This window comes from Microtetraspora niveoalba (assembly GCF_001570405.1).
In the GTDB taxonomy this organism is placed as follows: Bacteria; Actinomycetota; Actinomycetes; order Streptosporangiales; family Streptosporangiaceae; genus Microtetraspora; species Microtetraspora niveoalba.
Window position 1 is genome coordinate 86460 of record NZ_BBYM01000022.1, and the last position, 24813, is coordinate 111272.

Genomic DNA, 24813 nt, shown 5'->3' on the forward strand with positions numbered 1-24813 from the left:
TTCCCGTGACCCGGTGTCTCCACGCGCCGGGTGCTCCCCGGCCGGTCTCCCACAACCCGGTGTCGCCATGCGCCCGGTGCTCCCCGGCCGGTCTCCCACGACCCGGTGTCTCCACGCGCCGGGTGCTCCCCGGCCCGTCTCCCGCGACCCGTGTCCCCTGGGGCGGTGAGGGACCGGTTTCGCGGGCCGGCGGAGCGGCCTCACCGGGCGAGCCGGTCCTCCGGTACGGTTCCACCTCACCGGGATCGCGCCGAGCGCCTCCCGGCGCCGTCCCCCTCCGGCGGGATCCCCCTCCCGCGCGCCTGCCGTTAGGAGCAGTCCCCCGTGTTCGTCGACCTGCCGCTCGACCAGCTCCGCGCCTACCTGCCCGCACGGGACGAGCCCGCCGACTTCGACGAGTTCTGGGCGCGGACCCTGCGCGAGGCGCGCGCGTACGACCTGGCGGCCGTCTTCGCGCCCCACGACGCCCATCTCGCCCGGGTCGACGTGTACGACGTGACGTTCGCCGGGTTCGGCGGGCACCCGATCAAGGGGTGGCTGCTCACGCCCGCGTCCCCGGACGCGCCGCTGCCCTGCGTCGTCGAGTTCGTCGGCTACAACGGCGGGCGGGGACTGCCGCACGACTGGCTGCTGTGGCCGTCCGCCGGATACGCGGCCTTCGTGATGGACACCCGGGGCCAGGGCGGCGGATGGCGGCAGGGGGACACGCCGGACCCCGCCCCCGGCACCGGCCCCGAGACCGCCGGGAAGTTGACGCGGGGCGTGCTCGACCGGGAGGACTACTACTACCGGCGCCTGTACACCGATGTCGTGCGCGCCGTCGAGGCCGCCGCGACGCATCCGGCCGTGGACGCGGAGCGGATCGCGGTCGCGGGCGGCAGCCAGGGCGGCGGCATGGCGCTGGCCGCCGCCGCGCTCGCCCCCGGCGTCCGCTACGCCTTCGTCGACGTGCCGTTCATGTGCCACATCCGCTACGCCGCGCAGATCACCGAGGCCCTGCCGTACGGCGAGCTGGGCCGGTTCTGCGCGGTCAACCGGGACCGGGTCGAGGACGTCTTCGCCACCCTCGCCTACTTCGACGGGACGAACTTCGCGGCCAGGGCGTCGGTGCCCGCGCGGTTCTCCGTCGGGCTGCGCGACGAGATCACCCCGGCCTCGACCGTGTTCGCAGCCTACAATCACTACGCCGGTCCCAAGGAGATCTCGGTGTGGCCGTTCAACGGGCACGAGGGCGGCCAGTCGTCCCAGTCCCTGGAACACCTGAAGACCGCCCGGAAGATCTTCGGCTGACCCGGCACGCGGCCACCCGCCCGTGCGGACGCCGGCGCCCGGCGGTCGGCGCGTACGGAGGGGGAGTGGCGGGACGCGCCCGGTCACGCGGACCGACTACGCTGGTTCCGCATCGCCCGACGACCCTGAAAGAGATCATGAAGACCTTCGAAGAGCTGTACGCCGAGCTGTCGGAGAAGGCGCGCACCCGGCCCCCGGGCTCGGGCACCGTGGCCGCGCTGGACGCCGGGGTCCATGCCATCGGGAAGAAGGTCGTCGAGGAGGCCGCGGAGAGCTGGATGGCGGCCGAGCACGAGTCCACCGAGCGGGCGGCGGAGGAGATCTCCCAGCTCCTCTACCACGTGCAGGTCCTCATGCTGGCGCGCGGCATCGGGCTCGACGAGGTCTACAAGCATCTCTAGGCCGCCACCCGGCGGCCGAAACGCGTCCAATGACCTCGTCATCCGCGTCCCGAAGGGTTTCCGTCACACCATGCTGCGTCTCGCCGTACCGAACAAGGGCGCGCTCGCCGAAGCCGCGCAGACCATCCTGAAAGAAGCCGGGTACCGCCCGCGCACCGACAGCAAGGAGCTCGTGGTCGTCGACCCCGAGAACTCCTGCGAACTGTTCTTCCTGCGTCCCCGCGACATCGCCGTCTACGTGGGCGAGGGGACGCTCGACGCGGGCATCACCGGCCGCGACATGCTGTTCGACTCCGGCGCCCCGGCCGAGGAGGTCGTGCCGCTGGGCTTCGGCCGGTCCACGTTCCGCTTCGCCGCGCCCGCCGGGCGGTACGGCAGCGTCACCGACCTGGCCGGCCTGCGGATCGCCACCTCCTACGCCGGTCTCCTCAGCAAGTACCTCGCCGAGGAGGGCATCGACGCCCGGGTCATCAAGCTCGACGGCGCCGTGGAGACGGCGATACGGCTCGGCGTCGCGGACGCCGTCGCCGACGTCGTGGAGACCGGCACCACGCTGCGCAACGTCGGGCTGGACGTGTTCGGGGAGCCCATCGCCCACTCCGAGGCCGTGGTCATCAAGCGGACCGGCGCCGCGGAGACCAACGGCTTCCAGCAGCTCATCCGGCGGCTGCAGGGCGTCCTCGTCGCCCGCGACTACGTGATGATGGACTACGACATCCGCGTGGAGCGGATCGACGAGGCCATCGCGATCACGCCGGGCGTCGAGGGGCCGACCGTTTCCCCGCTGCACCGCGAGGGCTGGGTGGCCGTCCGGGCGATGGTGCCGCGCAAGGGCCACCAGCAGATCATGGACCAGCTCTGGGAGATCGGCGCGAAGGCCATCCTGATCACCGCGATCTACGCCTGCCGCCTCTGACGCCCACCGGGTGATCTTTCGGAGCCCACTGCGGCGGTGCGGGTGGCAGTCTGGGAGGGGACGGCCACCCGCGGGCCGTTCCCCCGCGGTCTCCCCTGAGAAATCGGTGACTCCATGGCGAGAACGGACATCCACCACCCTCTCTTCGCGCGGCTCTATCCCCGCATAAGCCAGACCCAGGAACGTCACGGCATGACCGCCCACCGCCGGACCCTGCTGGAGGGGCTTTCCGGCCGGGTCGTCGAGGTGGGGGCGGGCAACGGGCTGAACTTCGCCCACTACCCGCCCGCCGTCACCCGTGTGATCGCGATCGAGCCCGAACGCACGCTGCGCGAGCTGGCCGTACGCGCCGCCGCGAAGGCCCCCGTCCCCGTCGAGGTGCTGGACGGCGTGGCCGAGGCGCTCCCCGTCGCCGACGAAAGCGTCGACGCGGTGGTGGTCTCGCTCGTGCTGTGCTCGTTCTCGGATCCGGACGCGGCGCTGCGGGAGGCGCGGCGGGTGCTCGTCCCCGGAGGGCGGCTGTGCTTCCTGGAGCACGTACGCGCCGACACCCCCGGCATGGTCCGCTTCCAACGGCTGCTGGACGCCACCGTTTGGCCGCGCCTGGCGGGCGGCTGCCACACCGCCCGCGACAGCGCGGCGGCGATCGAGCGGGCCGGGTTCGCCGTCGAACGGATGCGACGTTTCCACTTCGCCGGGATCCGCGGCCCCGCCACGTATTTCATCCTCGGCGCCGCCCGCCGCCCGTGACCGGCCCCGGCGGAGCCGTCGCGAGGTGGGGCGGGGTCGCCGGACGAACGCCCCGCCGCGTCCCCGGGCGTCGGGGCCGGGACGCGCCGCGCGGGCCGGAGCCGGGTCAGTGGCGGCGGCCGGACAGCAGGCCGGACCGGCTCAGATAGTCGATCAGCGGCCCGCTGGAGGCCAGCCGGCCCTTCCGCTGCGCCTTGCTCAGCGTCCTGCCGAGGTCGCGCAGCTTCTTCTGCGCCTTCCCGTTGTCGCCGTCCGCGAGCTTCTCCCGGATCTCCTCGATCTCCTCGCGCACCTTCTCGGCCGTGTCGGAGTCGATGCCGCGCTGCCGCTCCTGAGCGGTCACCGCGCTCTCCAGCCCGGCCAGCCACGCCTGCGGCCCGGTCGCCGTCCTGGACACGGCCGGTGACGGAGCCGCCGACGGCGTGACGGACGGGACGGCGGTCGGCGTGGGCGTCGCGGACCGGCTCTGCCGGGCGGGCGCGGGTGTCGTGGCCGCCGCCGTGGCGGAGGCGTCCGGCGGAGGCGGCGAGGACGGGGAGGCCAGCCACACCACGGCCAGGACGGGAAGGACCGCCGCCGCCGCGATCATCACCCCCTTGCGCCGCGACATCCCGCCGCGCTTCCCCCGTACTGGCGCGCTCATGGTGGGCCCGCCCGGGGGCCACAAGCCCGAGGCGGCGGAGGTCCCCGCCATAGGGGAGGTGAACCCGTCCGGGCCGCCATGGGTCGGGCCCGCGTACCCCGGGACGGCGGGGCCGCCGGCGGCGTGGCCGGACGGAGGCCACCCGGGAGCCTGTCCGCCCCCGCCGAGGACGGCGGTGCCGCCCATGTCGAGCAACGCCGTGTCGCCCGCCCGCGCGGGGGGAGGAGGCGGGGCGGCCATCGTCCGGGCGATCACCTCGCCGGCGGTCGGCCGGGCGCGCGGCTCCTTCTCCAGCAGCGCCAGCACCAGCGCCTCCAGGTCGGCCGGGAGATCGGGCCGGTAGCGGCGCGGCGGCGGGGGCGGCTGCTGGACGTGCTGGAAGACCAGCTCGGCCGACGACCCGGCGAACGGCGGGTGACCGCACAGCAACTCGTAGCACACGCAGCCCAGCGCGTACATGTCGCTGGCCGCGTCACCGGGGCGTCCCATGATCTGCTCAGGCGACAGGTACGCCGCGGTTCCGACGATCATGCCGACCGCGGTCAGCCGTCCCGCCGCCTCGTCCGCCAGCCGGGCGATCCCGAAGTCGACCACCTTGACCTGGCCGCCGTCGGTCAGGTGCAGGTTGGCGGGCTTGATGTCGCGGTGCACGACCCCGGCCCGGTGCGCGGCGTCCAGGCCGACGGCCACCTGCCCGACGAGGTGGCGGACCTCGTCCACCCCCAGCGGCCCCCGCGCCGCCAGCTCCTCGGCCAGGCTGCGGCCCGAGAGCAGCTCCATCACGAGGTACGGCCGCCCGGTGTGCTCGCCCACGTCGTACACGCTGACCACGTTGGGGTGGACCACGCGCGCGGCGGTGCGGGCCTCCTGGGCGAACCGGGCCCGCATGGACGGGTCGGACGCCTCGGCCGCGAAGAGCTTGACCGCCACCGGCCAGTCGCGGACCAGGTCATGGCCGCGCCACACCTCGGCCATGCCGCCCCGGCCGATCGGCGTGTCCAGCCGGTAGCGGTCGCCGAGCACGGAGGAGACCCCCACCCAGCCGTTCACCGCGACCAGCTCCCTACACATAGCCGTCAAAGGATGACGAACACCATAACGGAGCGATCAATGGTTCCGGTCCGATCTCCTCCCGGCCTCACGCCCCGGCCGGAGGGCGCGACGTGCCCGCCGCGGCCCCCTCCCCGGCGGCGTGGTCAGCGGGAGGGAGCGGCGCCGGCGACGTGGCGGATCAGGTCGCCGACGCGGACGATGCCCATGCAACGGCCCACCTCGTCGACCACCACCAGATCGTCGTAGACCCGGGACGCGTCCCGGCCCGCGAGCTGCATCGCGGCGATCGCGGGCGTCGTCCTGGGCACCGTCCGCGCCGCGTCCGCGATGCGACTGGCCGGCTTCTTCGCGTGCAGGGCGTGGCCGTACGCGCCGGCCATGAAGAGCAGGAAGCGGCTCCGGTCGGCGCTCCCCACCGGCCGCTGGTACTCGTCCACGAGGACGACGCTGGTGATCGACGGCTCGGAGCCGAACGCCGCGACCACGTCCTCGGCGGTCGCCTCGGAGGACAGCGTCACACCGGGGAGCAGGAGTTCCTGGACCCGCGGCCCGAGCAGCACCGCCGCGGGAGTGGCGTCCGGTACGGGCAGCGGGACGCGCACCCGGACCCGGCCACCGGACGGCTTCCAGTCGATCGGCGCGAGCAGCGGACCCTGCGCCAGCCGGATGCCCCATCCGCGCGTCGCCGCGAGCTGGGCCTCCTCCCGCAACGCGGGGGCGAGCACGTGCGCGCCGAGGGCGCGCGCCACCCCGACGAGCGACTCGGCGAGCGCGCTCCCGCGCGGGTCGCGCGGCACCCGCGCCACCAGGTCGCGGCCCAGCACGACCACGTACGGCGAGGCGTCGGCGAGCAGGTCGAGGGGCAGCGGCGCGCTGCCGAGCCCGCCGAAGGCGATGAGATATCCGGCGGCCCGAAGGCCGTCGATCCCGGCGAGGAGGGCGCGGCGGCCGGTCTCGGGGATCTCCCCCTCGACCACCAGGATCAGCTCGCGCGGCCTGCGGCCGGAGGCGCGCACCGCCTCGTGCAGCGGGGCGAGGCCGCCGGAGCCGCCGATCACCGCGCGGGCGGGGACCGGCAGCATGAGCGGGAGGAGGGCCGCCGCCCGGGACGCGGCGAGCAGGCCCCGCACGGTGTCGGAGACGTCGGAGGGCACGCGCCCGGAGACCTCGCCCGCCGCCACCTCGACCGCGACGACCCCGCCGGTGTCGAGGTCCACGACCGGCAGGAAGACCGGTGCGGCCCCCTGACCAGCCCCCTGACCATGAACACCGGGGTTCGCCCCCGTGGAACCGTACGGGGGACCGGAAGCACCTGGCCCTGACGTGCCGGTCGACCTGACCAGGTGGCCGGAAGCACCCGGGCCCGCGCCGGCCGATCCGGCCAGGTGACCGGGAGCCTCGAAGCCTGCCGCAGCGGAGCCGGGCGCGTGGCCGGGAGCCTCGAAGCCTGCCGCAGCGGAGCCGGGAGCACCCGGGCCCGCGACGGCGGAGGTGTAGGGGCGGTCTGAGGACGCCGGGGCCGCCGGGGCCGATGGGGAAGCCCCCGACGGGTGGCCCGGACCACGGAGGCCCGGGGCCGGGTACCCGAGCGTGTGACCCGGAGCGCTCGGATCCGCAGCGGAGGAGCCGGACACGGCGTCCGGGGCGGCCTGGGCGGGCGCCGCGTAGGGAAGGGGGACCGACACGGGTTGAATTGTGCTGCCCCTCTACCGGTGACCGGAGGGGCGGGAAGTGAAGTTCACCCACATTTCCCCTCCCGTTCTGTCGGGATATATCACCGCAGGTCTGGCACGTCATCGGGAGGCTCCGGCGGCCCTTCCAGCCCCGGCGTCACCGTCGCGCCCGCCTCGTCTCGCGTGCTCGTTCCCTGGGATCACCCGCCGCGCTCGTCTCGCGTGCTCGTTCCCGGCAGCGCGTCAGTGGCAAGCTCCGGCGGCCCTTCCGGCTCCGGAATCACCCGCCACGCCCGCCCCATCTGATGCAGGGCCGCGCTCGGTCCCCGGCGCGTCCCGGCAATGCGCGGCGCGGGATAACCTCGGGTCCCATGACGGCACGACCGGCCGCGGGCGGAGGCAGATGGGTGACGGTCGCCCCCGAGCGCGTCGAGCGCTGGGCCGACGGCTTCACGGCCCGGCACGGCGCCGCGGAGGCGACGGCGACCCCCGATCTCGTACGGCTGACCGCGGCGGACGGCGCGGTGGCGGAGTTCCACGTGCCCTTCCCACCCCTGACCGAGGAAGAAGCAGCGGACGCCGCCGGACGGGCGCCCGGCCGCGGGGCGGGCGACGACCCGGTGGCGGCGCTCGCCGCGCACGCGCGGCGAGACCGGCTGGTCGGCGTCCTTCTCGTACGGCTCGGCGGCCACGCGGCGGGCGTGTTCGACGGGGAGCGGCTCGTGGCGTCCAAGGTCGGCTCCCGGCAGGTCCACGGCCGCAGCGCGGCGGGAGGGTGGTCGCAGCAGCGGTTCGCGCGGCGCAGGGAGAAGCAGTCCGCCGAGGCGCTGGAGGCCGCGGCCGACGTTGCCGTCCGCGTGCTGCTGCCGTACGCGGGGGAGCTGGAGGCGGTCGTGCTCGGCGGGGACCGGCGCGCGGTCGAGGGCGCGCTTCGCGACCGGCGGCTGGCGCCGCTGCGCGCTCTGGAACGCCCGCCGTTCCTCATGGTGCCCGACCCCCGGCTGGCCGTGCTGAAGGAGACCCCGGCGACGTTCCGAGCGGTCCGCGTCCGCGTCGTCGACCACCCCGGCACGCCGGAGGGTGCCGATCCCGTCGAGGGGCCGGCGCCGGGCCTCGATCGGGGCTGAACCGGTACACGCGCGGCGGCGACGGCGGAAGCGCCGCGATCCCGGCGTCTCGATCTCGCGCACACCCTGACACCCGTCTCGTCAACACAAGGCGCGTCTCGGCGAAGACCGTGACACCCGGCTCGTGAACACGAGGCGCCCCTCCCGGGAATCCTGGGATGTGATCTCACGGACCCGGGACGAACGCTGGACAGGCCGTACACTGGGCGGTATGCGCGCTCCCGATTGATCGATTCCCCGAGCTCGCGCGGACCCGCTCTCTTCTCCGTTCCGGTGTCCGTGCGACCACGCGCCGGTCCTGACCCCACCACACGGGATTCCCCTTAATCATGATCATTGCTACTGATGTCGAGCTGCGCGCCGGGTCCCGGCTGCTCATCGAGGGCGCCTCGTTCCGGGTGAACCCGGGCGACAAGATCGGCCTGGTCGGCCGCAACGGCGCGGGCAAGACCACCCTGACGAAGGTGCTCGCGGGCGAGGGCATCCCCGCCTCCGGCTCGGTCACCGCCGCCGGCAGCATCGGCTATCTGCCGCAGGACCCGCGCTCGGGCGACCTGAGCACCCTCGCCCGCGACCGGATCCTCTCCGCGCGCGGGCTGGACGAGGTGCTGCGCGAGCTGCGCGCCGCCGAGCAGGGCATGGCCGCCGACGACCCGCGCGTCCGCGACCGCGCCGTGCGCGCGTACGGCCGTCTGGAGGACCGCCTGCACGTCCTGGGCGGCTACGCGGCCGAGTCGGAGGCCGCCTCGATCGCCTCCAGCCTCGGCCTGCCCGACAGGGTGCTCACCCAGCCGCTGGAGACCCTGTCCGGAGGGCAGCGCCGCCGGGTCGAGCTGGCCCGGATCCTCTTCAGCGGAGCGGAGACTCTCCTGCTTGACGAGCCGACAAACCACCTCGATGCAGACTCGATCGGGTGGCTTCGTGATTTTTTACGATCCCACCAGGGCGGCTTGGTGATCATCAGCCATGACGTCAACCTACTTGAAGCGACGGTAAACCGGGTTCTGCACCTCGACGCCAACCGCTGCGTGATCGACACCTACAACGTCGGCTGGAAGGCGTACCTCGCCCAGCGGGAGACCGACGAGAAGCGCCGCAAGCGCGAGCGGGCCAACGCCGAGAAGCAGGCGTCGGTGCTGCTGGCCCAGGCCGACCGGATGCGGGCCAAGGCCACCAAGGCCAAGGCCGCGCAGGACATGGAGCGCCGCGCCCGCCGGATGCTGGCCGGCGTGGAGGGCGAGCGGCGCAGCGACCGGGTCGCCAAGCTGCGCTTCCCCGAGCCCGCCCCCTGCGGCAAGACCCCGCTGACCGCCGCCGGGCTGTCCAAGTCGTACGGCTCGCTGGAGGTGTTCACGGACGTGGACGCCGCCGTGGACCGGGGCTCGCGGGTGGTCATCCTCGGCCTCAACGGCGCGGGGAAGACCACGCTGCTGCGCCTGCTCGGCGGCATCGAGGAGCCCGACACCGGCGAGATCCGGCCCGGGCACGGCCTCAAGCTGGGCTACTACGCGCAGGAGCACGAGACCCTCGACTCCGGCCGCACCGTCCTGGAGAACATGCGCTCGGCCGGTCCCGACCTGGCCGACGTGGAGCTGCGCAAGGTGCTCGGCTCGTTCCTCTTCAGCGGCGACGACGTGGACAAGCCGGCCGGCGTCCTGTCCGGCGGGGAGAAGACGCGGCTCGCCCTGGCGACGCTGGTGTTGTCGAGCGCCAACGTACTGCTGCTCGACGAGCCCACCAACAACCTCGACCCCGCTTCGCGTGAGCAGGTCCTGTCGGCGCTGCGTTCGTACGCCGGGGCGATCGTGCTCGTCACACACGACGAAGGGGCCGTCGACGCACTTCAGCCCGACCGAGTGATCCTTTTGCCGGACGGGGTAGAGGACGCCTGGAGCGACGAATTTTCCGATCTTGTGGCCCTCGCCTGATCTTAATTTGAGCGGGTAGGGATCTTTTCCGGCTGAGTAGGTAGCCGATCCCGCCGAAATGACTGATCATGGCCTGAGTAACGCTGCGGAAGTCTGGCACTACAGGAGGTACTCGTGGCCGAGACTCTGAAGAAGGGCACCCGGGTGACCGGGGCCGACCGTGAAAAGCTGGCCAGCGATCTCAAGAAGCGGTACGCCGCGGGTGAGAGCATCCGCGCGCTGGCCGCTTCGACCGGCCGGTCCTACGGGTTCATCCACCGCATCCTGAGCGAGTCCGGCGTGGCTCTGCGCGGGCGCGGCGGGGCGACCCGAGGGAAGTCCAAGCGCTAGATCCGCCTCGCGGGCGCGCGACCGCAGCCGCACGTTCCCAGACGCCGTGCGGTCCCGCCAGGAGCCATCAGAACGATATTCGGTAGGCTCGGGCGGGACCGCGGAAACGACGGACGCAGGAGCTGTGGATGACGGACGCGACACTTGGGGGGAGCACGGAGACGATCTCGGCGAGCGAGCTCGCGGAGATCGGACTGCGCTGTGAGGTGGACGGCGAGATCGCGACCATCACCCTGGACCGGCCGGAACGGCGAAACGCCCAGACGTTCGCCACCTGGTCGGCACTGGCCCGGATCGGGGACACCCTCCCCGGCCAGGTACGGGTGGTCGTGGTCCGTGGTGAGGGGCCGTCCTTCTCAGCGGGCATCGACCTGCGCATGTTCACGCCCGAGGGGGTGCCCGGGCAGGGATCGTTCGGCACGGTCGCCACGCTCGACGACACGGCCTTCGAGCAGGCGGTCGCCGAGGCCCAGCGCGGTTTCCTGTGGCTCCGCCGGCCCGACATCGTCTCCATCGCCGCCGTCCAGGGCCACGCGATCGGAGCCGGATTCCAACTGGCGCTCTCCTGCGACCTGCGGATCGTCGCCGAGGACGTCAAGTTCTGCATGAAGGAGCCGGCGCTCGGGCTCGTTCCCGATCTCACCGGCACCAAGCCGCTGGTCGACATCGTCGGGGTGTCCCGGGCCGTCGAGATCTGCCTGACCGCCCGCACCGTGGGCGCCGAGGAGGCGTTCCGGCTCGGCCTGGCGGAGCTGGTGGTTCCGGGTGAGGAGCTGCCGGCGGCCGTACGGGACCTCGCGGCGGCGCTGCTCGGCACGAACAGGGACGCCGCGACCGCGACCAAGCGCCTGCTCCAGGCCGCCCCCGGGCGGACCCTGGAGGAACAGGCCGCGGCCGAACGCTCCGAGCAGGCGGCGCGCATCCGTGCCATGTTCGCCGCGAGCTGACGCCGGAATGGGCGGTATCCTCCCCGGTGCTTCACAAGCGGGAGGATGAGCGTGGCGATGATGGGCGGGGGCTACGGCCCCCAGGTGATGCGGTCGCTCCGGCGTGACAGCTCGGTGACCAAGGAACGGCTGGCGCCGGGCACAGTGCGGCGCATCGCGGGGTATGCCCGGCCCTTCAAGGGCCAGATCGTCGGCTTCCTCGCGCTGGTGGTGGTCGGCGCCCTGATCGTGGTCGCCAACCCCCTCCTGATGAGGTCCGTCATCAACGACGGCATCATCCCCAAGCGTGTCGACGTCGTGGTCTGGCTGGCGGTCGCCATCGCGGCGCTCGCCGTGGTCGACGCCGGCATCGGCCTGGTCCAGCGGTGGTTCTCCGCCCGCATCGGCGAAGGGCTGATCTACAACCTCCGCACCGAGGTCTTCGACCACGTCCAGCGCATGCCCGTGGCGTTCTTCATGCGGGCGCAGACCGGCGCGCTGGTGTCCCGGCTGAACAGCGACGTCATCGGCGCGCAGCGGGCCCTCACGAGCACGCTGTCGTCCGTGGTCTCCAACGTCGTCAGCCTGGTCGTCGTGCTCGGCGCGATGCTCGTGCTGTCCTGGCAGATCACCCTGGTCGCCCTGGTCCTGCTGCCGATCTTCATCCTCCCGGCGAAGTGGGTCGGGCGGCGCATGTCGGCGCTCACCCGCGAGCAGATGCAGCTCGACGCCGAGATGAGCTCGATGATGACCGAGCGGTTCAACGTCGCCGGCGCCATGGTCGCCAAGCTGTACGGCAGGCCGGAGGACGAGGCGGTCCACTTCGCCGGGCGGGCCGGGCGGGTGCGCGACGTCGGCGTCATCGTGGCGATGTACGGCGCGGTCTTCCGGATCGCGCTCGGCCTGGTCGCCGCGCTCGCCACCGCGCTCGTCTACGGCATGGGCGGCGCGCTGGCCGTGAACGGCGTCTTCGAGCTGGGCACGCTGGTCGCGCTCGCCGCCCTGCTGATGCGCCTGTACGGCCCGCTCACCAGCCTGTCGAACGTGCACGTCGACGTGATGACCGCGCTGGTCAGCTTCGACCGGGTGTTCGAGGTGCTCGACCTGAAGCCCATGGTCGCGCAGGCGCCGGACGCCCGCCCCATCCCCGGCGGTCCGGTGACGATCGAGTTCGACGACGTGCACTTCCGCTATCCCGCGGCGTCCGAGGTGTCGCTGGCCTCGCTCGAGTCCGTCGCCCGGCCGGACACCGGCCCCTCGCAGCCGGTGCTCAACGGGGTGTCGTTCACCGCGCGGCCCGGCGAGCTGGTCGCGCTGGTCGGCCACTCCGGCGCGGGCAAGACCACCCTCACCTCACTGGTGTCCCGCCTCTACGACGTGAACGAGGGCGCCGTCCGCCTCAACGGGCTCGACGTCAGGGACGCCACCATGGACAGCATCAGGGACACGGTCGGCGTCGTCATGCAGGACTCGCACCTGTTCCACGACACGATCGGCAACAACCTGCGCTACGCCCGGCCGGAGGCGACCGACGAGGAGATCTGGGAGGCGCTGCGGGCCGCGCAGATCGGCGACCTCGTGAGCGCCCTTCCCGAGGGGCTGGACACGGTGGTCGGCGACCGCGGGTACCGGCTGTCCGGCGGCGAGAAGCAGCGGGTGGCGCTGGCCCGGCTGCTGCTGAAGGCCCCCGACGTGGTCGTGCTCGACGAGGCCACCGCCCACCTCGACTCCGAGTCCGAGGCGGCCGTGCAGAAGGCGCTCAAGATCGCGCTGGCCGGGCGCACCTCCCTGGTGATCGCGCACCGGCTCTCCACGATCAGGGAGGCCGACACGATCCTGGTGATCCAGGACGGCCAGGTCGTGGAGCGGGGCGGCCACGACGAGCTGCTCGCCCGCGACGGCGCCTACGCCGAGCTCTACCGGACCCAGTTCACAGGTAGCCCAGACGCGTGAGCTCCTCGCGCGCCACCTTCTCCACCAGTGCGAGGTCGGTGGCCGACAGCCGCGCCCGCCACGACCCCGCCTGCGGGGGCGCCGTGCCGTACAGCGCGACCGACGACAGCGAGGCCCCGAGGAACGCCGACACCGCCTCGACGGCCTCGGCCGGGTCGGCGACCACGTCCTCGTAGCGGAGCGTCAGCAACTGCTCGCGGGGCAGCTCCCTGCGCAGCGCCGCGCTGAGCCGTACGGCGGAGCGCCAGCGCAGGGCGCACTTGCCCGCGGCGGGCATCGCCAGCCAGCGGTCCCGGTGGTCGGCGGACCGCACCCCGAGGAAGGGGCTGGGGAACTCCGCGTCCTCGCTGAGCATGTGGGGGCGGAACCACGCCATGCAGGCGGGGTCGGCCAGCATGTCGGCGACCACGTCCCTGCCGTCCCTGATGACCTGGACGAACCGGGCGTCGGGGAACGCCTGCAGCAGCACCGGCGCGCTGTAGAGCAGGTCGGGGCCGGCGTCGCCGTACGTGTCCGGGGCGGCGGCCTCCCGCACGCAGGGGCCCTCGCCGACCGCGCCGCCCGCCTCCCGGCAGGCGGCGGGGCATCCGGCGCAGGCGTCCGGTCCGATCCGCCACGCCTCGGCCAGGGCGTCCCTGATCACGCTCGGCGCGCCGCCGCTGCGGGCGATCGACGGCCGCCGCGCGAACGCGTAGACGACGCGGGTCACGGCGGGCCGGCCCATCGTCACATGGAAGCCGGCGGAACGTTTCAACGCGCGGGCCAGGAGCTCCGCGCCGGAATGCGGAGCGCCGAGCACGAACACCGGACGGCGGACCTTGACGCCGTTGACAACCAGGATGTGTGTCGGAGGTCGCATAGGTACGGCTAGTCTGACAGCCTTTGCGAGGTGAACGAACGCAGCGACACCGGGTTGTGCCGTGGCTGAATTTCCGCGCCGGCTCCGTCCCGGCGACACCGTCGCGATCGTCGCCCCTTCGGGGCCGGTCGACCCGGCGCTGCTGGAGCGCGGCGCGGACGTCCTCAAGGGGCTCGGCCTCGACGTGGTCGTCGGCTCGCGCGCGCTCGGCAGGCGCGGCTTCCTCGCCGGACCCGACTCCGCCCGCGTCGTCGACCTCCAGGCCGCCTGGTGCGATCCGGAGGTGTCCGCGGTGATCTGCGCCAGGGGCGGCTACGGCGCCACCCGGCTGCTCGAACCGCTCGACTGGGACGCGTTGCGCGCGGCCGGGCCCAAGATCCTGCTCGGGTCGAGCGACGTCACCGCGCTCCACGTCGCGTTCGCCCGCGCGCTGGGCGTGGCGACGCTCTTCGGCCCCATGCCCGCCTGCTCCCTCCTCGGCGGACCCGACGGCCCCGAGCCGGAGACCCTGGCCCGCCTGCGGGCGGCCCTGTTCGAGGGCGAGCCGGCCGCCCCGGTCCACGGCGACCGGGTCCTCCTGCCCGGCCGGGCCGAGGGGCCGTTCGGCGGCGGCAACCTCAGCCTGCTCGCCGCCCTCTGCGGCACGCCGTACGGCTTCCGCGCGGACGGGCACATCGTGGTCCTGGAGGACGTGGGCGAGGCGCCGTACCGGATCGACCGGATGCTCACGCAGCTTCTCCAGGCCGGGAGCCTCGACGGCGCGGCCGGGTTCGCGCTCGGCTCCTGGGAGGGCTGCGGCGACCCGGACGAGGTGCTGGACGTGCTGGCCGAGCGGCTCGCGCCGCTCGCCGTGCCGATCGTCGCCGGTCTCCCGATCGGCCACGGCTCACCACAGTTCAGTGTGTGGATGGAGGCGGATGGGGTTATCGATACAGAATCGTGCTCTGTGACGGGCCTCTTCCGCGATCCGGACGAGGCACCCTGAAACCCGCCCGGAAAATTCCTGGCGCGGCGGAGGGATGGTGCTTTGGGACTCTTGCGGCGACTGCGCGGCCGGAAGCGGCCTGACCTTCCCGCACCGAGATCCGTCGAGGACGTCGACCTCGACTCCCTGCTCGCCCTGGTCGCCGAGACCATGGGCTTCACCTGCTCGTTCGCCCCGGACGGGGCGTCCCTGACGATGGGCTCCCCGCCGCCCGGCGACGGCCGGCCGGCCCAGGTCCGGGTGGTCAACCTGGTCGGCCTGCGGCGCGAGGCCGTCCGCCGGTCGCGCGAGGACTGGCCGATGCTGGTCTCCGAGCACCTCGCCCACGCCGTGTCCGGCGAGCCGTTCGACGCGTGCAACCTGGCGCCGATCCGGCCGCTGCTGCGCACCCGGGTGCGCGCCGCCGACGACCCGGCGATCCCCGACCCGTCCAGGATCATCGGCCGCCACCTCAGCGCCGACCTGATCGAGGTGCTCACGATCGGGGCCCGGCCGGTCCGCCCCGAGGAGGCGTTCTGCTGGCCCATCCCCCCGGCCGAGGCGCTCGACGTCGCCGTGGCGAACGCCCTGGCCGACGAGCGGCCCGCGGTGTCGCGGATCGACCTCGGCGGGGTGCGGGCGGGGCTGCTGGCCGCCCCCAGCGCGGCCGCGCACCTGCGCAGCCTGGAGCGGTACGTCCCGGTGCCCGACGACGGCATGCTGGTCGCGCTGCCCCACCCCGGGGTGGTCGCCCTCCACCCGGTCGACGGCATCGGCGTGGTGCGCGCGATCGAGCGGCTGCGGATCTTCGCCCAGCGGGAGTACGACGAGCGGCGCGACGGGCTCAGCCCGCACGTCTACTGGTGGCACATCGACGCCGGCCACGGGTGGCGGCTCACCCGCATCCAGGCCGACGTGGTCGCCCAGGACGGCCAGACCCGCCTCGTCATCGCGCCGCCGCCGGAGTTCGCCCGGCTCCTCGCCAGGATCGCCGGCCGGACCAGGCCCTGATCACGGCGCCGTGAGCGCCGGGCGGGGAGGACGGGCCGTCAGCGGCTGAGCGCCTGCCCGGTGTGGATCAGCGGCACGTGGCTGAACGCCTGCGGGAAGTTGCCCGCCAGCCGGCCGCGGCGCGGGTCGTACTCCTCGGCGAGCAGGCCGACGTCGTTGCGCAGGGACAGCAGCCGCTCGAACAGCTCGACCGCCTCCTCCCTGCGGCCCACCATCGCCCTGGCCTCGGCCAGCCAGAAACTGCAGGCGAGGAACGCGCCCTCGGCGCCCGGCAGGCCGTCCACCGCGTTGTCATCCGCGACCGGATAGCGCAGCACGAAGCCGTCCGTCATCAGCTCGCGCTCGACCGCCTCGATCGTGGAGCGCACCCGCGGGTCCTGGGCCGGCAGGAAGCCGACGATCGGGATCATCAGCAGCGCCGCGTCCAGCTCGCGGGAGCCGTACGACTGGGTGAACGTGCCGCGCTCGGCGTCGTAGCCCTTGTGACAGACCTCCGCGTGGATGCGGTCGCGCAGAGCCGCCCAGCGCTCGACCGGGCCGGTGCGCTCCAGCTCGCGGACCAGCCGGACGGCCCGGTCGGCGGCCACCCACGCCATGACCTTGGAGTGGACGAAGTGCCTGCGGGGGCCGCGGACCTCCCACAGGCCCTCGTCCGGCTGCTCCCAGCCGGTCTCCAGGAAGTCCATCAGCTTGCGCACCAGCGACCAGGCGTGGCTGTTGGGCGGCAGCCCCTCGCGGCGCGCGACGTACAGCGTGTTGACGACCTCGCCGTAGACGTCGAGCTGGAGCTGGGTCGCCGCGCCGTTGCCGACGCGGACGGGGCGGGACTCCTCGTAACCCGGGAGCCAGTCGAGCGTCAGCTCGGGCAGCCGCCGCTCGCCGGCCACGCCGTACATGATCTGGATGTCCTCGGGGCGGCCGGCGACGGCGCGCAGCAGCCACTCGCGCCAGGCGCGCGCCTCGTCGAGATAGCCGGAGCCGACGAAGGCGTCGAGCGTCATGGTGGCGTCCCGCAGCCAGCAGAAGCGGTAGTCCCAGTTGCGCACGCCGCCGAAGTCCTCCGGCAGCGACGTGGTGGGGGCGGCGACGATCCCGCCGGTCGGCGAGTATGTCAGCGCCTTCAGAGTGATCAGCGAGCGGACCACCGCCTCCCGCCAGCGCCCCGTGTAGTCGCAGGCGGCGACCCACTCCTTCCAGAGCTGCTCGGTCTCGGCGAGCTGGTCGAACGGGTCGATGCGCTCGGGGGCGGGCCGATGGGAGGGGTGCCAGGTGAACACGAACGGCACCCGGTCGCCGGCCGAGACGGTGAACGACCCGGTGTGGCGGTAGTCCCCGCCCCTCAGCGGCACGGGGGAGTGCAGCCACACCGCGTCGGGGCCGCCCACGGCCAGGATGTGGCCGTCCACGCGGCGCACCCACGGCACGATGCGGCCGTAGTCGAACCGCACGCGGATCTCGGTGGCCATCTCGACGGTTCCCGACAGCCCCTCGACGATCCGGACCAGGTCGGGGTTGGCCTGCCGGGGCGGCATGAAGTCCGTCACCTTGACCGCGCCGGTCGGCGTCTCCCAGACGGTCTCCAGGATCAGCGTCTCGTCCCGGTAGGACCGCCGGGTTGCCATGCTCTCCGGCCCGTCCCCGCCGGATCCGGCGGCGAACGCGGCCGCCGGGGCGATCCTCCAGCAGCCGTTGGAGGCGTCGCCGAGCAGGGCGGCGAAGCAGGCGGGGGAGTCGAACCGGGGGAGGCAGAGCCAGTCGATCGAGCCGTTCCGCCCGACGAGGGCGGCGGACTGCATGTCTCCGATGAGGGCGTAGTCCTCGATCCGCATGCGGATCACGCTAATACGTTCGGGCGGGTACGGCGCGCAGAGCTCTCATGAAGAACTGGGTCGTCGGCCCGATCGCGAGGGCGAAGACGATCGTCCCGACGCCGACGGTGCCGCCGAGGAGCCAGCCCACGGCGAGCACGGTCAGCTCCACCAGGGTCCTGGCCGCGCGGATCGACAGGCCGAGGCGGTTCAGCCCCACCATCAGCCCGTCACGCGGCCCGGCGCCGAACCCCGCGCCGATGTAGAGGCCGGACGCGGCGGCGATGCACACGATGCCGCCGAGCAGGAACGCCCACTCCACGAGCCAGAAGGACGCCGGGGGGACCAGCGCCATGGTGACGTCGGCGCAGGTCCCGACCACCAGGACGTTGCTGATCGTGCCGAGACCGGGACGCTGGCGCAACGGGATCCACAGCAGCAGCACGAGGGCGCCCACGAGGTTGATGCACAGGCCGATCGACCAGCCGGTGCGGAAGGACATCCCCTGGTGGAAGACCTCCCAGGGGTCGAGACCGAGCCCGGAGTGGACCAGCAGGCCGATGCCGGCGCCGTAGCCGGCCAGCCCGACGTACAGCCGCAGGAGCCGGGCGGGCAGGGAGCCGGCGCGGGGCAGTGAGAGTTCGCTCATAGTGGTTCCATGGTCCGGGCCATTGGCTTGCATATAAAGGTCCAATCCGGAAAATTGGACTTATGGACCGATATCTTAGTGCGCGGCAACTGGCCCGGCTCGTGGAGGTGCCGCCCGAGACGAGGCCCTACTACAGGGCCCTCGCCGAGGCCGTGCGGTCGCTCATCCTCGACGGCCGCCTCGCCGTACGCGTGCGGCTGCCGGCGGAGCGGCACCTCGCCGAGGAGCTGGGCGTCAGCCGCACCACGGTCACCACGGCCTACGACCGGCTGCGGGAGCAGGGCTACCTGCGGAGTCGCCAGGGGGCCGGAAGCTGGACCGCGCTGCCCGACGCCACCGCGCTCGGCGTCGAGGGCCCGTGGGTCGTCACCGACGACGAAGGACGGCTCCCGCTGCACTGCGCCGCCCCGCCCGCCACGCCGTACCTGGGGGACGCCGTCGCGGCGGCGGCCGAGGCCTACCCCCGGTACGCGCTGGGCATGGGGTACGACCCCGTCGGCGTCGCGCCGCTGCGCGAGGCGGTCGCCCGCAGGTACCGCGAGCGCGGCGTCGCCACCCGGCCCGACCAGATCATGATCACCGCCGGGGCCCAGCACGCCATCCACCTCGTCATGTCGCTGCTGGTCGGTGCGGGAGACCCGGTGCTGGTGGAGTCGCCCACCTTCTCGCACGCGATCGACGTCGCGCGGCAGCGCGGGGCACGCCTGGTCCCGGTCGGCATCCAGGAGGACGGCTGGCACATGGACCTGCTCGCGGGCGCGATCCGGCAGTCCGCCGCCCGCCTCGCGTACGTCATCCCGGACTTCCAGAACCCCACCGGCCACCTGATGGGGGACGAGGACCGGGCCGTGCTCGTGGCCGCCGCCCGCCGCCACGACACCGTCCTGCTGGCCGACGAGACCTGGGCCGAGCTGGCGCTCGACGACGTCGGCGCCCGCAGGCCGCTGGCCTCCTTCGACACCGACGGCCGGGTGATCAGCGTCGGCTCGGCGTCCAAGCTTTGGTGGGGCGGCCTGCGCGTGGGCTGGATCCGCGCCACCGCCGCGCTGATCAGGAGGCTCGCCCTGTACCGGGCGTCCGTGGACATCTCCGGCGCGATCGTCGAGCAGCTCGCGGTGGCCCACCTGTTCGAGCGGCTGGAGGAGACCCGCGCCGACCGGTGCCGCTCGCTGCGCGCCTCGCGGGCCGCGCTCGTCGCGGCCCTGCGCGACGAGCTGCCCGCGTGGTCCTTCACCCCGCCCCCGGGAGGCGGCTCTCTCTGGATCAGGCTGGACGCGCCCGTCGCGACCCCGCTCGCCGACGCGGCGGCGGCCAGGGGCGTGCGGATCGCGCCCGGCCCGTGGTTCGGCGTGGACGGGACGCTCGAACGCTACGTCAGGATCCCGTTCACCCAGCCGCCCCACGTCCTCACCGACGCCGTCCACCGCATCGCCGCCGGGACCGGTTCGTACGGCTACCGCCCGGCCGAGCCCCTCACGCCGACCCTCTGACGCCGCGCGCCAGGGGCGCGCGCCAGCCGTACCGCATGGCGAGGATGCGGAACACGAAGGCGAGCACGGCGGCGGACAGGGTGGCGACGAACCCGCGCACGCCCGCCGCGTACAGCACGGCCATCGCCGTGGAGCCGAGCATCGCGGGCAGGGCGTAGAGCTGGCGGTCGTAGAGCAGGGTCGGCATCTCGCCGGACAGGACGTCGCGGATGACGCCTCCGCCCACGGCGGTGCAGACGCCGAGGAGCACGGCGTGCAGGGGGGACAGGCCGTAGTGCAGCGCCTTGGCGGTCCCGACCGCGCAGAACAGGCCGAGGCCCGCCGCGTCGAAGACCAGCACGCCCGGCATGGCGCGCTCCACCTGCGGGTGCCAGAAGAACGCGATGACGGTGGCCGCGATCGGCACCAGCAGGTATCCGGTGTCGCGGAACGCGGCCGGCTGCACTCCGATGAACAGGTCGCGCATGACGCCGCCGCCCACCGCGGTGAAGAACGCGAGCACCGCCATGCCGACCATGTCGAGCCGTTTGCGTACGCCCTCCAGCGCTCCGGACAGGGCGAAGACGAAGATTCCGGCGAGGTCGAGCACGGGGGTCACGGCTGCTCAGTCTCCCATAAGGCGTGACAACCTCCGCGTGAAGACCAGCATGACGACGCCCGCGGCCACGGCGGCGAGGGCGAGGATCAGGTAGTACATCGGCAGCGGCACCACGGCGGTCAGCCGGTACGCCTGCCCACCGACGGAGTCGCCCAGGGCGACGGCGAGGAACCAGACGCCCATCATCTGGTTGACGAACGCCTGCGGCGCGAGCTTGTTGGTGACCGACAGGCCGACCGGGCTGAGGAACAGCTCGCCGAGCGTCTGCACGAGGTAGACCGAGATCAGCCACATGATCGACACCTTGGCCGGGCCGGACGCCGCGTTCGCCGCCAGGGCCATCACCACGAAGCTGAGGCCGATCAGCACGAGCGCGACCGCGAACTTGAGCGGCGTGCCGACCCGGTCGCCCGCCTTGATCCAGATCTCGGCGAACACCGGCGCCAGGATGATGATCGCGATGGAGTTGACGTTGGACACCCAGCCGGGCGGCACGTCGAAGCCGAGGACGTTCAGGTCCGTCCGCTGCTGGGCGAAGAGCGTCAGCGCCCCGCCCGCCTGGTCGTAGATCATCCAGAAGACCGCGGCCGCGACGAACAGCCACACGTACGCGGTCAGCCGGGTGCGCTCCTCCGGCGTGATCTCGTGCGAGCCGGTGAAGAGGAAGGCGAAGTACGCCGCCGGGACCGCGGCGGACAGAACCGTCAGCACGATCGTGAACCGGTCCAGGGTGAGGCCCCCGGTGGCCGCCCACAACCCCAGCGCGGCGGCCGCCGCCAGCCCCGACGGCACCGCGACCCGGAGGAACCGGGCGCGCTCCTCCGGGGTCAGCCGGTGCTCCGGAAGCTCGCCCGCGCCCTTCAGATGCCGCTTGCCCAGCACGTACTGCGCGAGCCCGAAGGCCATGCCGACCGCCGCCGCGCCGAACGCGAGATGCCAGCGGTCGCCCCGCTGGAGCCACGGCACCACCTGGATCCCGGCGAACGCCCCGACGTTGACGCCCATGTAGAACACCGAGTAGCCCGAGTCGCGCCGAGCGTCGTCCTCGTTCCGGTAGAGGTCGCCGACCATGGCGGAGATGTTCGGCTTCATCAGGCCGCTGCCCAGCGCGATCAGGGTGAGGCCCAGCCACACGAACCCCCCGCCCATCGGGACGGCCATGCTCACGTGCCCCCCCATGATCACGATCCCGCCGTACAGCACCGCCCGGCGCGGGCCGAGGACGCGGTCGGAGATCCAGCCGCCGGCGAGCGCGAGCAGGTAGACCGACGCGATGTACACGCCGTAGACGCCGATCGCGGTCACGCCGGGCAACCCCATCCCGCCGCGGCCCGGGGGAGCGGTGAGGAACAGGACGAGGATCGCCCGCATGCCGTAATAGCTGAACCGCTCCCACATCTCGGTGCCGAACAGCGTCGCCAGGCCGCGCGGATGCCCGAAGAACGTCCGCTCGCGCGCCCGCCCCCGGGCCCCGATGTCCTGTTCACGCACGTCCCGGACCACCCCCGAACCGCCCCCCGGCGGGTATTACCGATGACTGCCCCGTGTCCGTGGGGGCAAGCGCGGTTCCGCCCGGGAAGTGGGTCTTGTCGCGGTCCGCCCGATGTGGTGCGATGCAGGCCACTCGGCCGAGACTCCACGTACTTGGAGGCGCCATGCCTGGGGTCCTTGAGGAGCGCGCCGCGATCGAACGCGAGATCGCGGGCCTGACGATCTGCGAACAGCTCAGGCGGGTCGCCGCCGAGCATCCCGACGCCCCCGCCTACTCCGACCCGACGGAGGACGGCTGGAGCACCCTGACCTACGGCGAGGCGCGGCGGCGGGTGCTGGAGATCGCGGCGGCGTACGCCGCGCTCGGCGTCGCCCCCGGCGACGCCGTCGCCCTGATGACGGTCAACCGCGGCGAGCACGTCCTCGCCGACCTCGGAGCGCTCCACGCGGGCGCCGTGCCCTGCTCGATCTACAGCACCTTCGCCCCCGGCCAGGTGGCGTTCATCGCCCGCGACGCCCGGGCCGTGGTGGCCGTCGTCGGCGCCGCCGAGCTGGCCCGGTGGGAGCCGATCCTCGACGGGCTGCCCCTGCTGCGGAAGGTCGTCGTGCTCGACGGCCCGGCTCCCGGCGGCGACCGCTTCCTGGCCTGGGAGGACTTCCTGGCCCTCGGCGCCGCGCGGCTGGCCGCCGAGCCCGAGGCGGTCGAGGCGCGCTGGCGGGCCGTCACCCCCGGCGACCTGGCGACCGTCCTGTACACCTCCGGCACCACCGGCGACCCGAAGGGCGTCCCCCTCACCCACGCCAACGTGGCCTACGAGGTCGCGGCGACCGACAGGATGACGGGCCTGCCCACCATGGGCACGCAGATCTCCTACCTGACCTACGCCCACATCGCCGAGCGTGTGCTCAGCCTCTACCTGCCGCTCTTCAAGGTCTCCCACACCCACTTCTGCACCGACCTGGCGAACCTGGCCGGCACGCTCGCCCGGGTCAGGCCGGTGATGTTCTTCGGCGTGCCGCGCGTCTGGGAGAAGATGGCCGCCCGGCTCCAGGCGCTGCTCGCCACCCAGCCCGAGGAGCGGCGGGAGCAGGTCGCCGCCGCCATGGCCGCCGGGCTCGCCTACGTCGAGGCCGGTCAGTACGGCTCCGCCGTCACGCCGGAGATCCAGGCCGCCTACGACCGGGCCGACGCCGCGCTGCTCGCACCGATCCGGTCGCTGATCGGCCTCGACCGGGCCGCCTGGCTCGCCACCGCCGCCGCGCCCATGCCGGCCGAGGTGCAGCGCTTCTTCGCCGGCCTCGGCATGAAGGTCCTCGACGTGTACGGCATGACCGAGACGACCGGCGCGTTCACCGCCAACAGCCCGGCGGCGTACAAGCTGGGCACGGTCGGCAGGGCCGAGCCGGGCGTCGAGGTGCGGCTCGCCGCGGACGGCGAGATCCTGACCCGGAGCCCGCTCAACACCGGCGGCTACCTCAACCGGGCGGACGAGGCGCTCTTCGACGGGGACGGCTGGCTGCGCACCGGGGACGTCGGCTCCGTCGACGAGGACGGCTTCGTCCGGATCGTGGACCGCAAGAAAGAGCTGATCATCACCGCGGGCGGCGAGAACATCTCCCCGGCCAACATCGAGAACGCGCTCAAGGAGCACCCCCTGATCGGCCAGGCCCTCGCGTACGGCGACCGCAGGCCGTACCCGGTGGCGCTGCTCACCCTGGACGCCGAGGTGGCCCCCGGCTGGGCGCGGGCCCGGGGCATCGAGTTCACCGGCCTCGCCGACCTGGCCGAGCACCCCGACGTGCTGAAGGCGGTCGAGGCCGCGGTCGACGCGGCGAACGCCGGGCTCGCCCGGGTGCAGCAGGTGAAGAGGTGGCGGCTGCTGCCCGTCGAGTGGACGCCTGAGACCGAGGAGCTCACCCCCAGCCTCAAGCTCAAGCGGAGGGTCGTCCACGCCCGCTACGCCGACCTGATCGACGCGATGTACGAGGAGTGAGCCCGGCGGCGCGGCGAGCCGCACCCGCGCGACGTTTTGCCATCCGGGGTGGTTTTCCACCCCGGGGGCATTACCCGGGCCTGCCTACGGTCTTCGGCCATGAGCAGACGTCTAATCGCCAGGGCGGCCGTCGCGGCCGCCGTTCCGCTGGCCGCTCTCGGGGCGGCGCAGACGCCGGCGTTGGCCGACGACGAGCTGGCCATCCGATCCGTCACCGTGCAGCCGGGCGACCCGGTCGTCGGGCCGTCGGGATCAGTGAAGCTGGTGATCGACGTGGTGGCGCGCGGGGCGCGCGGCGACCACGGGGTCACCGTCAAGGTCGATCCGGGGCCGCCTCCGGCCGCCTCCAGCGGGCAGACCGGAGGCGCCGCGCAGGCGGTCGTCCGTCCCGCCGCGTCCCCCGGGCGCGCGCCCGCGATCAACGGGAACTCCGGCTCCGTCTCCGTCTCGGGCACCCAGTCCACCCAGGGCGACCGGGCCACGGGACGGTTCACCGGGTGGGAGAAGTGGCGGTTCCAGCCGGAGACGGCGCTGTCCCGCTGGCATCCGAGCGGCCAGTGGACCGTGGTCGCCACCGCCAAGGGCGCGAACGGCGCCACGGTCAGCAGCTACACGACCTTCTACCTCAGGCGGGCGACGCGGCTCGAGGGCGTCAGCGTGAACCGCGACGCCGACGGCGCGCGCGTCACCGGGACCCTCCTGCGGGTGGACCCGAACGGCCAGGTCGACTACCGGCCCTTCGCCGGGCGGGACGTCAGGCTCCGCTTCCGCGAGGAGGGGTCGTCCGACTGGAAGGACATGGGCACCGCCACCACCGACAAGGACGGCTGGTTCGAGGGCCGGGCGCCGGTCAAGACCGCCGGCACCTGGCAGGTCGAGTTCCCGGGAAGCGCGCACTACGCGTCGGACACCGGCGTCGTCTCGGGCTGATACCACCCTTTCCTGAGGGCTGGTTGCGA

At 73.3% G+C, this 24813-nt stretch carries 21 protein-coding genes; 14 read left to right on the forward strand and 7 right to left on the reverse strand.

Annotated features, from left to right (window positions below; genetic code table 11):
* Nucleotides 1-324 precede the first annotated feature (324 nt).
* The 4 genes from AWQ70_RS22600 to AWQ70_RS22615 all read left to right on the forward strand — a co-directional run bounded on the left by AWQ70_RS22600 (nt 325) and on the right by AWQ70_RS22615 (nt 3357).
* Complete coding sequence (locus AWQ70_RS22600; protein WP_067179283.1) at nt 325-1290, forward strand: acetylxylan esterase; 966 nt, start codon at nt 325-327, stop codon at nt 1288-1290.
* A gap of 137 nt (nt 1291-1427) precedes the next feature.
* Nucleotides 1428-1691 (forward strand): phosphoribosyl-ATP diphosphatase, encoded by a 264-nt coding sequence (locus AWQ70_RS22605; protein WP_067141912.1) that lies wholly within the window; start codon nt 1428-1430, stop codon nt 1689-1691.
* A 70-nt stretch (nt 1692-1761) separates the two neighbouring features.
* Nucleotides 1762-2607, forward strand: coding sequence for an ATP phosphoribosyltransferase (hisG, locus tag AWQ70_RS22610; RefSeq protein WP_067179286.1), 846 nt, complete (start codon nt 1762-1764; stop codon nt 2605-2607).
* A 114-nt stretch (nt 2608-2721) separates the two neighbouring features.
* Nucleotides 2722-3357, forward strand: a complete 636-nt coding sequence (locus AWQ70_RS22615) for a class I SAM-dependent methyltransferase (RefSeq protein WP_067179289.1) — start codon at nt 2722-2724, stop codon at nt 3355-3357.
* A 106-nt stretch (nt 3358-3463) separates the two neighbouring features.
* On the opposite strand, the gene AWQ70_RS22620 is transcribed toward AWQ70_RS22615, so the two are convergent.
* Both AWQ70_RS22620 and AWQ70_RS22625 read right to left on the reverse strand, forming a co-directional pair.
* A complete protein-coding gene (locus AWQ70_RS22620) occupies nt 3464-5071 on the reverse strand; it encodes a serine/threonine-protein kinase (protein ID WP_084517627.1) in 1608 nt (535 codons plus the stop codon).
* 125 nt (nt 5072-5196) lie between these two features.
* Nucleotides 5197-6270, reverse strand: a complete 1074-nt coding sequence (locus AWQ70_RS22625; RefSeq protein ID WP_067179294.1) for an EAL domain-containing protein — start codon at nt 6268-6270, stop codon at nt 5197-5199.
* A gap of 827 nt (nt 6271-7097) precedes the next feature.
* Between AWQ70_RS22625 and AWQ70_RS22630 the strand changes: the two genes are divergently transcribed.
* The 5 genes from AWQ70_RS22630 to AWQ70_RS22650 all read left to right on the forward strand — a co-directional run bounded on the left by AWQ70_RS22630 (nt 7098) and on the right by AWQ70_RS22650 (nt 12990).
* Entirely contained in the window at nt 7098-7853 is a 756-nt protein-coding gene (locus AWQ70_RS22630; protein WP_169808720.1) for an acVLRF1 family peptidyl-tRNA hydrolase, read from the forward strand.
* A 329-nt stretch (nt 7854-8182) separates the two neighbouring features.
* Complete coding sequence (locus AWQ70_RS22635) at nt 8183-9781, forward strand: ABC-F family ATP-binding cassette domain-containing protein (RefSeq protein WP_067179299.1); 1599 nt, start codon at nt 8183-8185, stop codon at nt 9779-9781.
* Nucleotides 9782-9895: 114 nt separating this feature from the next.
* Nucleotides 9896-10111, forward strand: a complete 216-nt coding sequence (locus AWQ70_RS22640) for a helix-turn-helix domain-containing protein (RefSeq protein WP_061255603.1) — start codon at nt 9896-9898, stop codon at nt 10109-10111.
* Nucleotides 10112-10239: 128 nt separating this feature from the next.
* Entirely contained in the window at nt 10240-11058 is an 819-nt protein-coding gene (locus AWQ70_RS22645; RefSeq protein ID WP_067179301.1) for an enoyl-CoA hydratase/isomerase family protein, read from the forward strand.
* Between the two features lie 51 nt (nt 11059-11109).
* Nucleotides 11110-12990, forward strand: a complete 1881-nt coding sequence (locus AWQ70_RS22650) for an ABC transporter ATP-binding protein (protein WP_084517629.1) — start codon at nt 11110-11112, stop codon at nt 12988-12990.
* On the opposite strand, the gene AWQ70_RS22655 is transcribed toward AWQ70_RS22650, so the two are convergent.
* Nucleotides 12968-13849, reverse strand: coding sequence for a sulfotransferase family protein (locus AWQ70_RS22655; protein ID WP_067179304.1), 882 nt, complete (start codon nt 13847-13849; stop codon nt 12968-12970). The two genes, AWQ70_RS22650 and AWQ70_RS22655, sit on opposite strands and share 23 nt — an antisense overlap.
* A 61-nt stretch (nt 13850-13910) precedes the next feature.
* Between AWQ70_RS22655 and AWQ70_RS22660 the strand changes: the two genes are divergently transcribed.
* Nucleotides 13911-14834 (forward strand): S66 peptidase family protein, encoded by a 924-nt coding sequence (locus AWQ70_RS22660; RefSeq protein ID WP_067179306.1) that lies wholly within the window; start codon nt 13911-13913, stop codon nt 14832-14834.
* A gap of 42 nt (nt 14835-14876) precedes the next feature.
* On the forward strand, nt 14877-15824 hold the full coding sequence (locus AWQ70_RS22665; protein ID WP_245647104.1) for a hypothetical protein: 948 nt from the start codon (nt 14877-14879) through the stop codon (nt 15822-15824).
* A gap of 38 nt (nt 15825-15862) precedes the next feature.
* On the opposite strand, the gene AWQ70_RS22670 is transcribed toward AWQ70_RS22665, so the two are convergent.
* Nucleotides 15863-17653: a glycoside hydrolase family 15 protein gene (locus AWQ70_RS22670; protein WP_067179403.1), complete on the reverse strand. Its 1791-nt coding sequence runs from the start codon at nt 17651-17653 to the stop codon at nt 15863-15865.
* Nucleotides 17654-17663: 10 nt separating this feature from the next.
* On the reverse strand, nt 17664-18281 hold the full coding sequence (gene yczE, locus AWQ70_RS22675; protein WP_067179308.1) for a membrane protein YczE: 618 nt from the start codon (nt 18279-18281) through the stop codon (nt 17664-17666).
* A gap of 62 nt (nt 18282-18343) precedes the next feature.
* Here yczE and yczR point away from each other — a divergent pair, with 62 nt between their 5' ends.
* Entirely contained in the window at nt 18344-19771 is a 1428-nt protein-coding gene (yczR, locus tag AWQ70_RS22680) for a MocR-like transcription factor YczR (RefSeq protein WP_067179310.1), read from the forward strand.
* On the opposite strand, the gene AWQ70_RS22685 is transcribed toward yczR, so the two are convergent.
* Nucleotides 19755-20369, reverse strand: coding sequence for a trimeric intracellular cation channel family protein (locus tag AWQ70_RS22685; RefSeq protein ID WP_067179312.1), 615 nt, complete (start codon nt 20367-20369; stop codon nt 19755-19757). The two genes, yczR and AWQ70_RS22685, sit on opposite strands and share 17 nt — an antisense overlap.
* Before the next feature lie 6 nt (nt 20370-20375).
* On the reverse strand, nt 20376-21860 hold the full coding sequence (locus AWQ70_RS22690; protein ID WP_245647105.1) for a peptide MFS transporter: 1485 nt from the start codon (nt 21858-21860) through the stop codon (nt 20376-20378).
* Nucleotides 21861-22024: 164 nt separating this feature from the next.
* Here AWQ70_RS22690 and AWQ70_RS22695 point away from each other — a divergent pair, with 164 nt between their 5' ends.
* Entirely contained in the window at nt 22025-23854 is a 1830-nt protein-coding gene (locus AWQ70_RS22695) for an AMP-dependent synthetase/ligase (RefSeq protein WP_067179314.1), read from the forward strand.
* Nucleotides 23855-23953: 99 nt separating this feature from the next.
* Entirely contained in the window at nt 23954-24784 is an 831-nt protein-coding gene (locus AWQ70_RS22700; protein ID WP_157530249.1) for a hypothetical protein, read from the forward strand.
* The last annotated feature ends 29 nt before the right edge of the window (nt 24785-24813 follow it).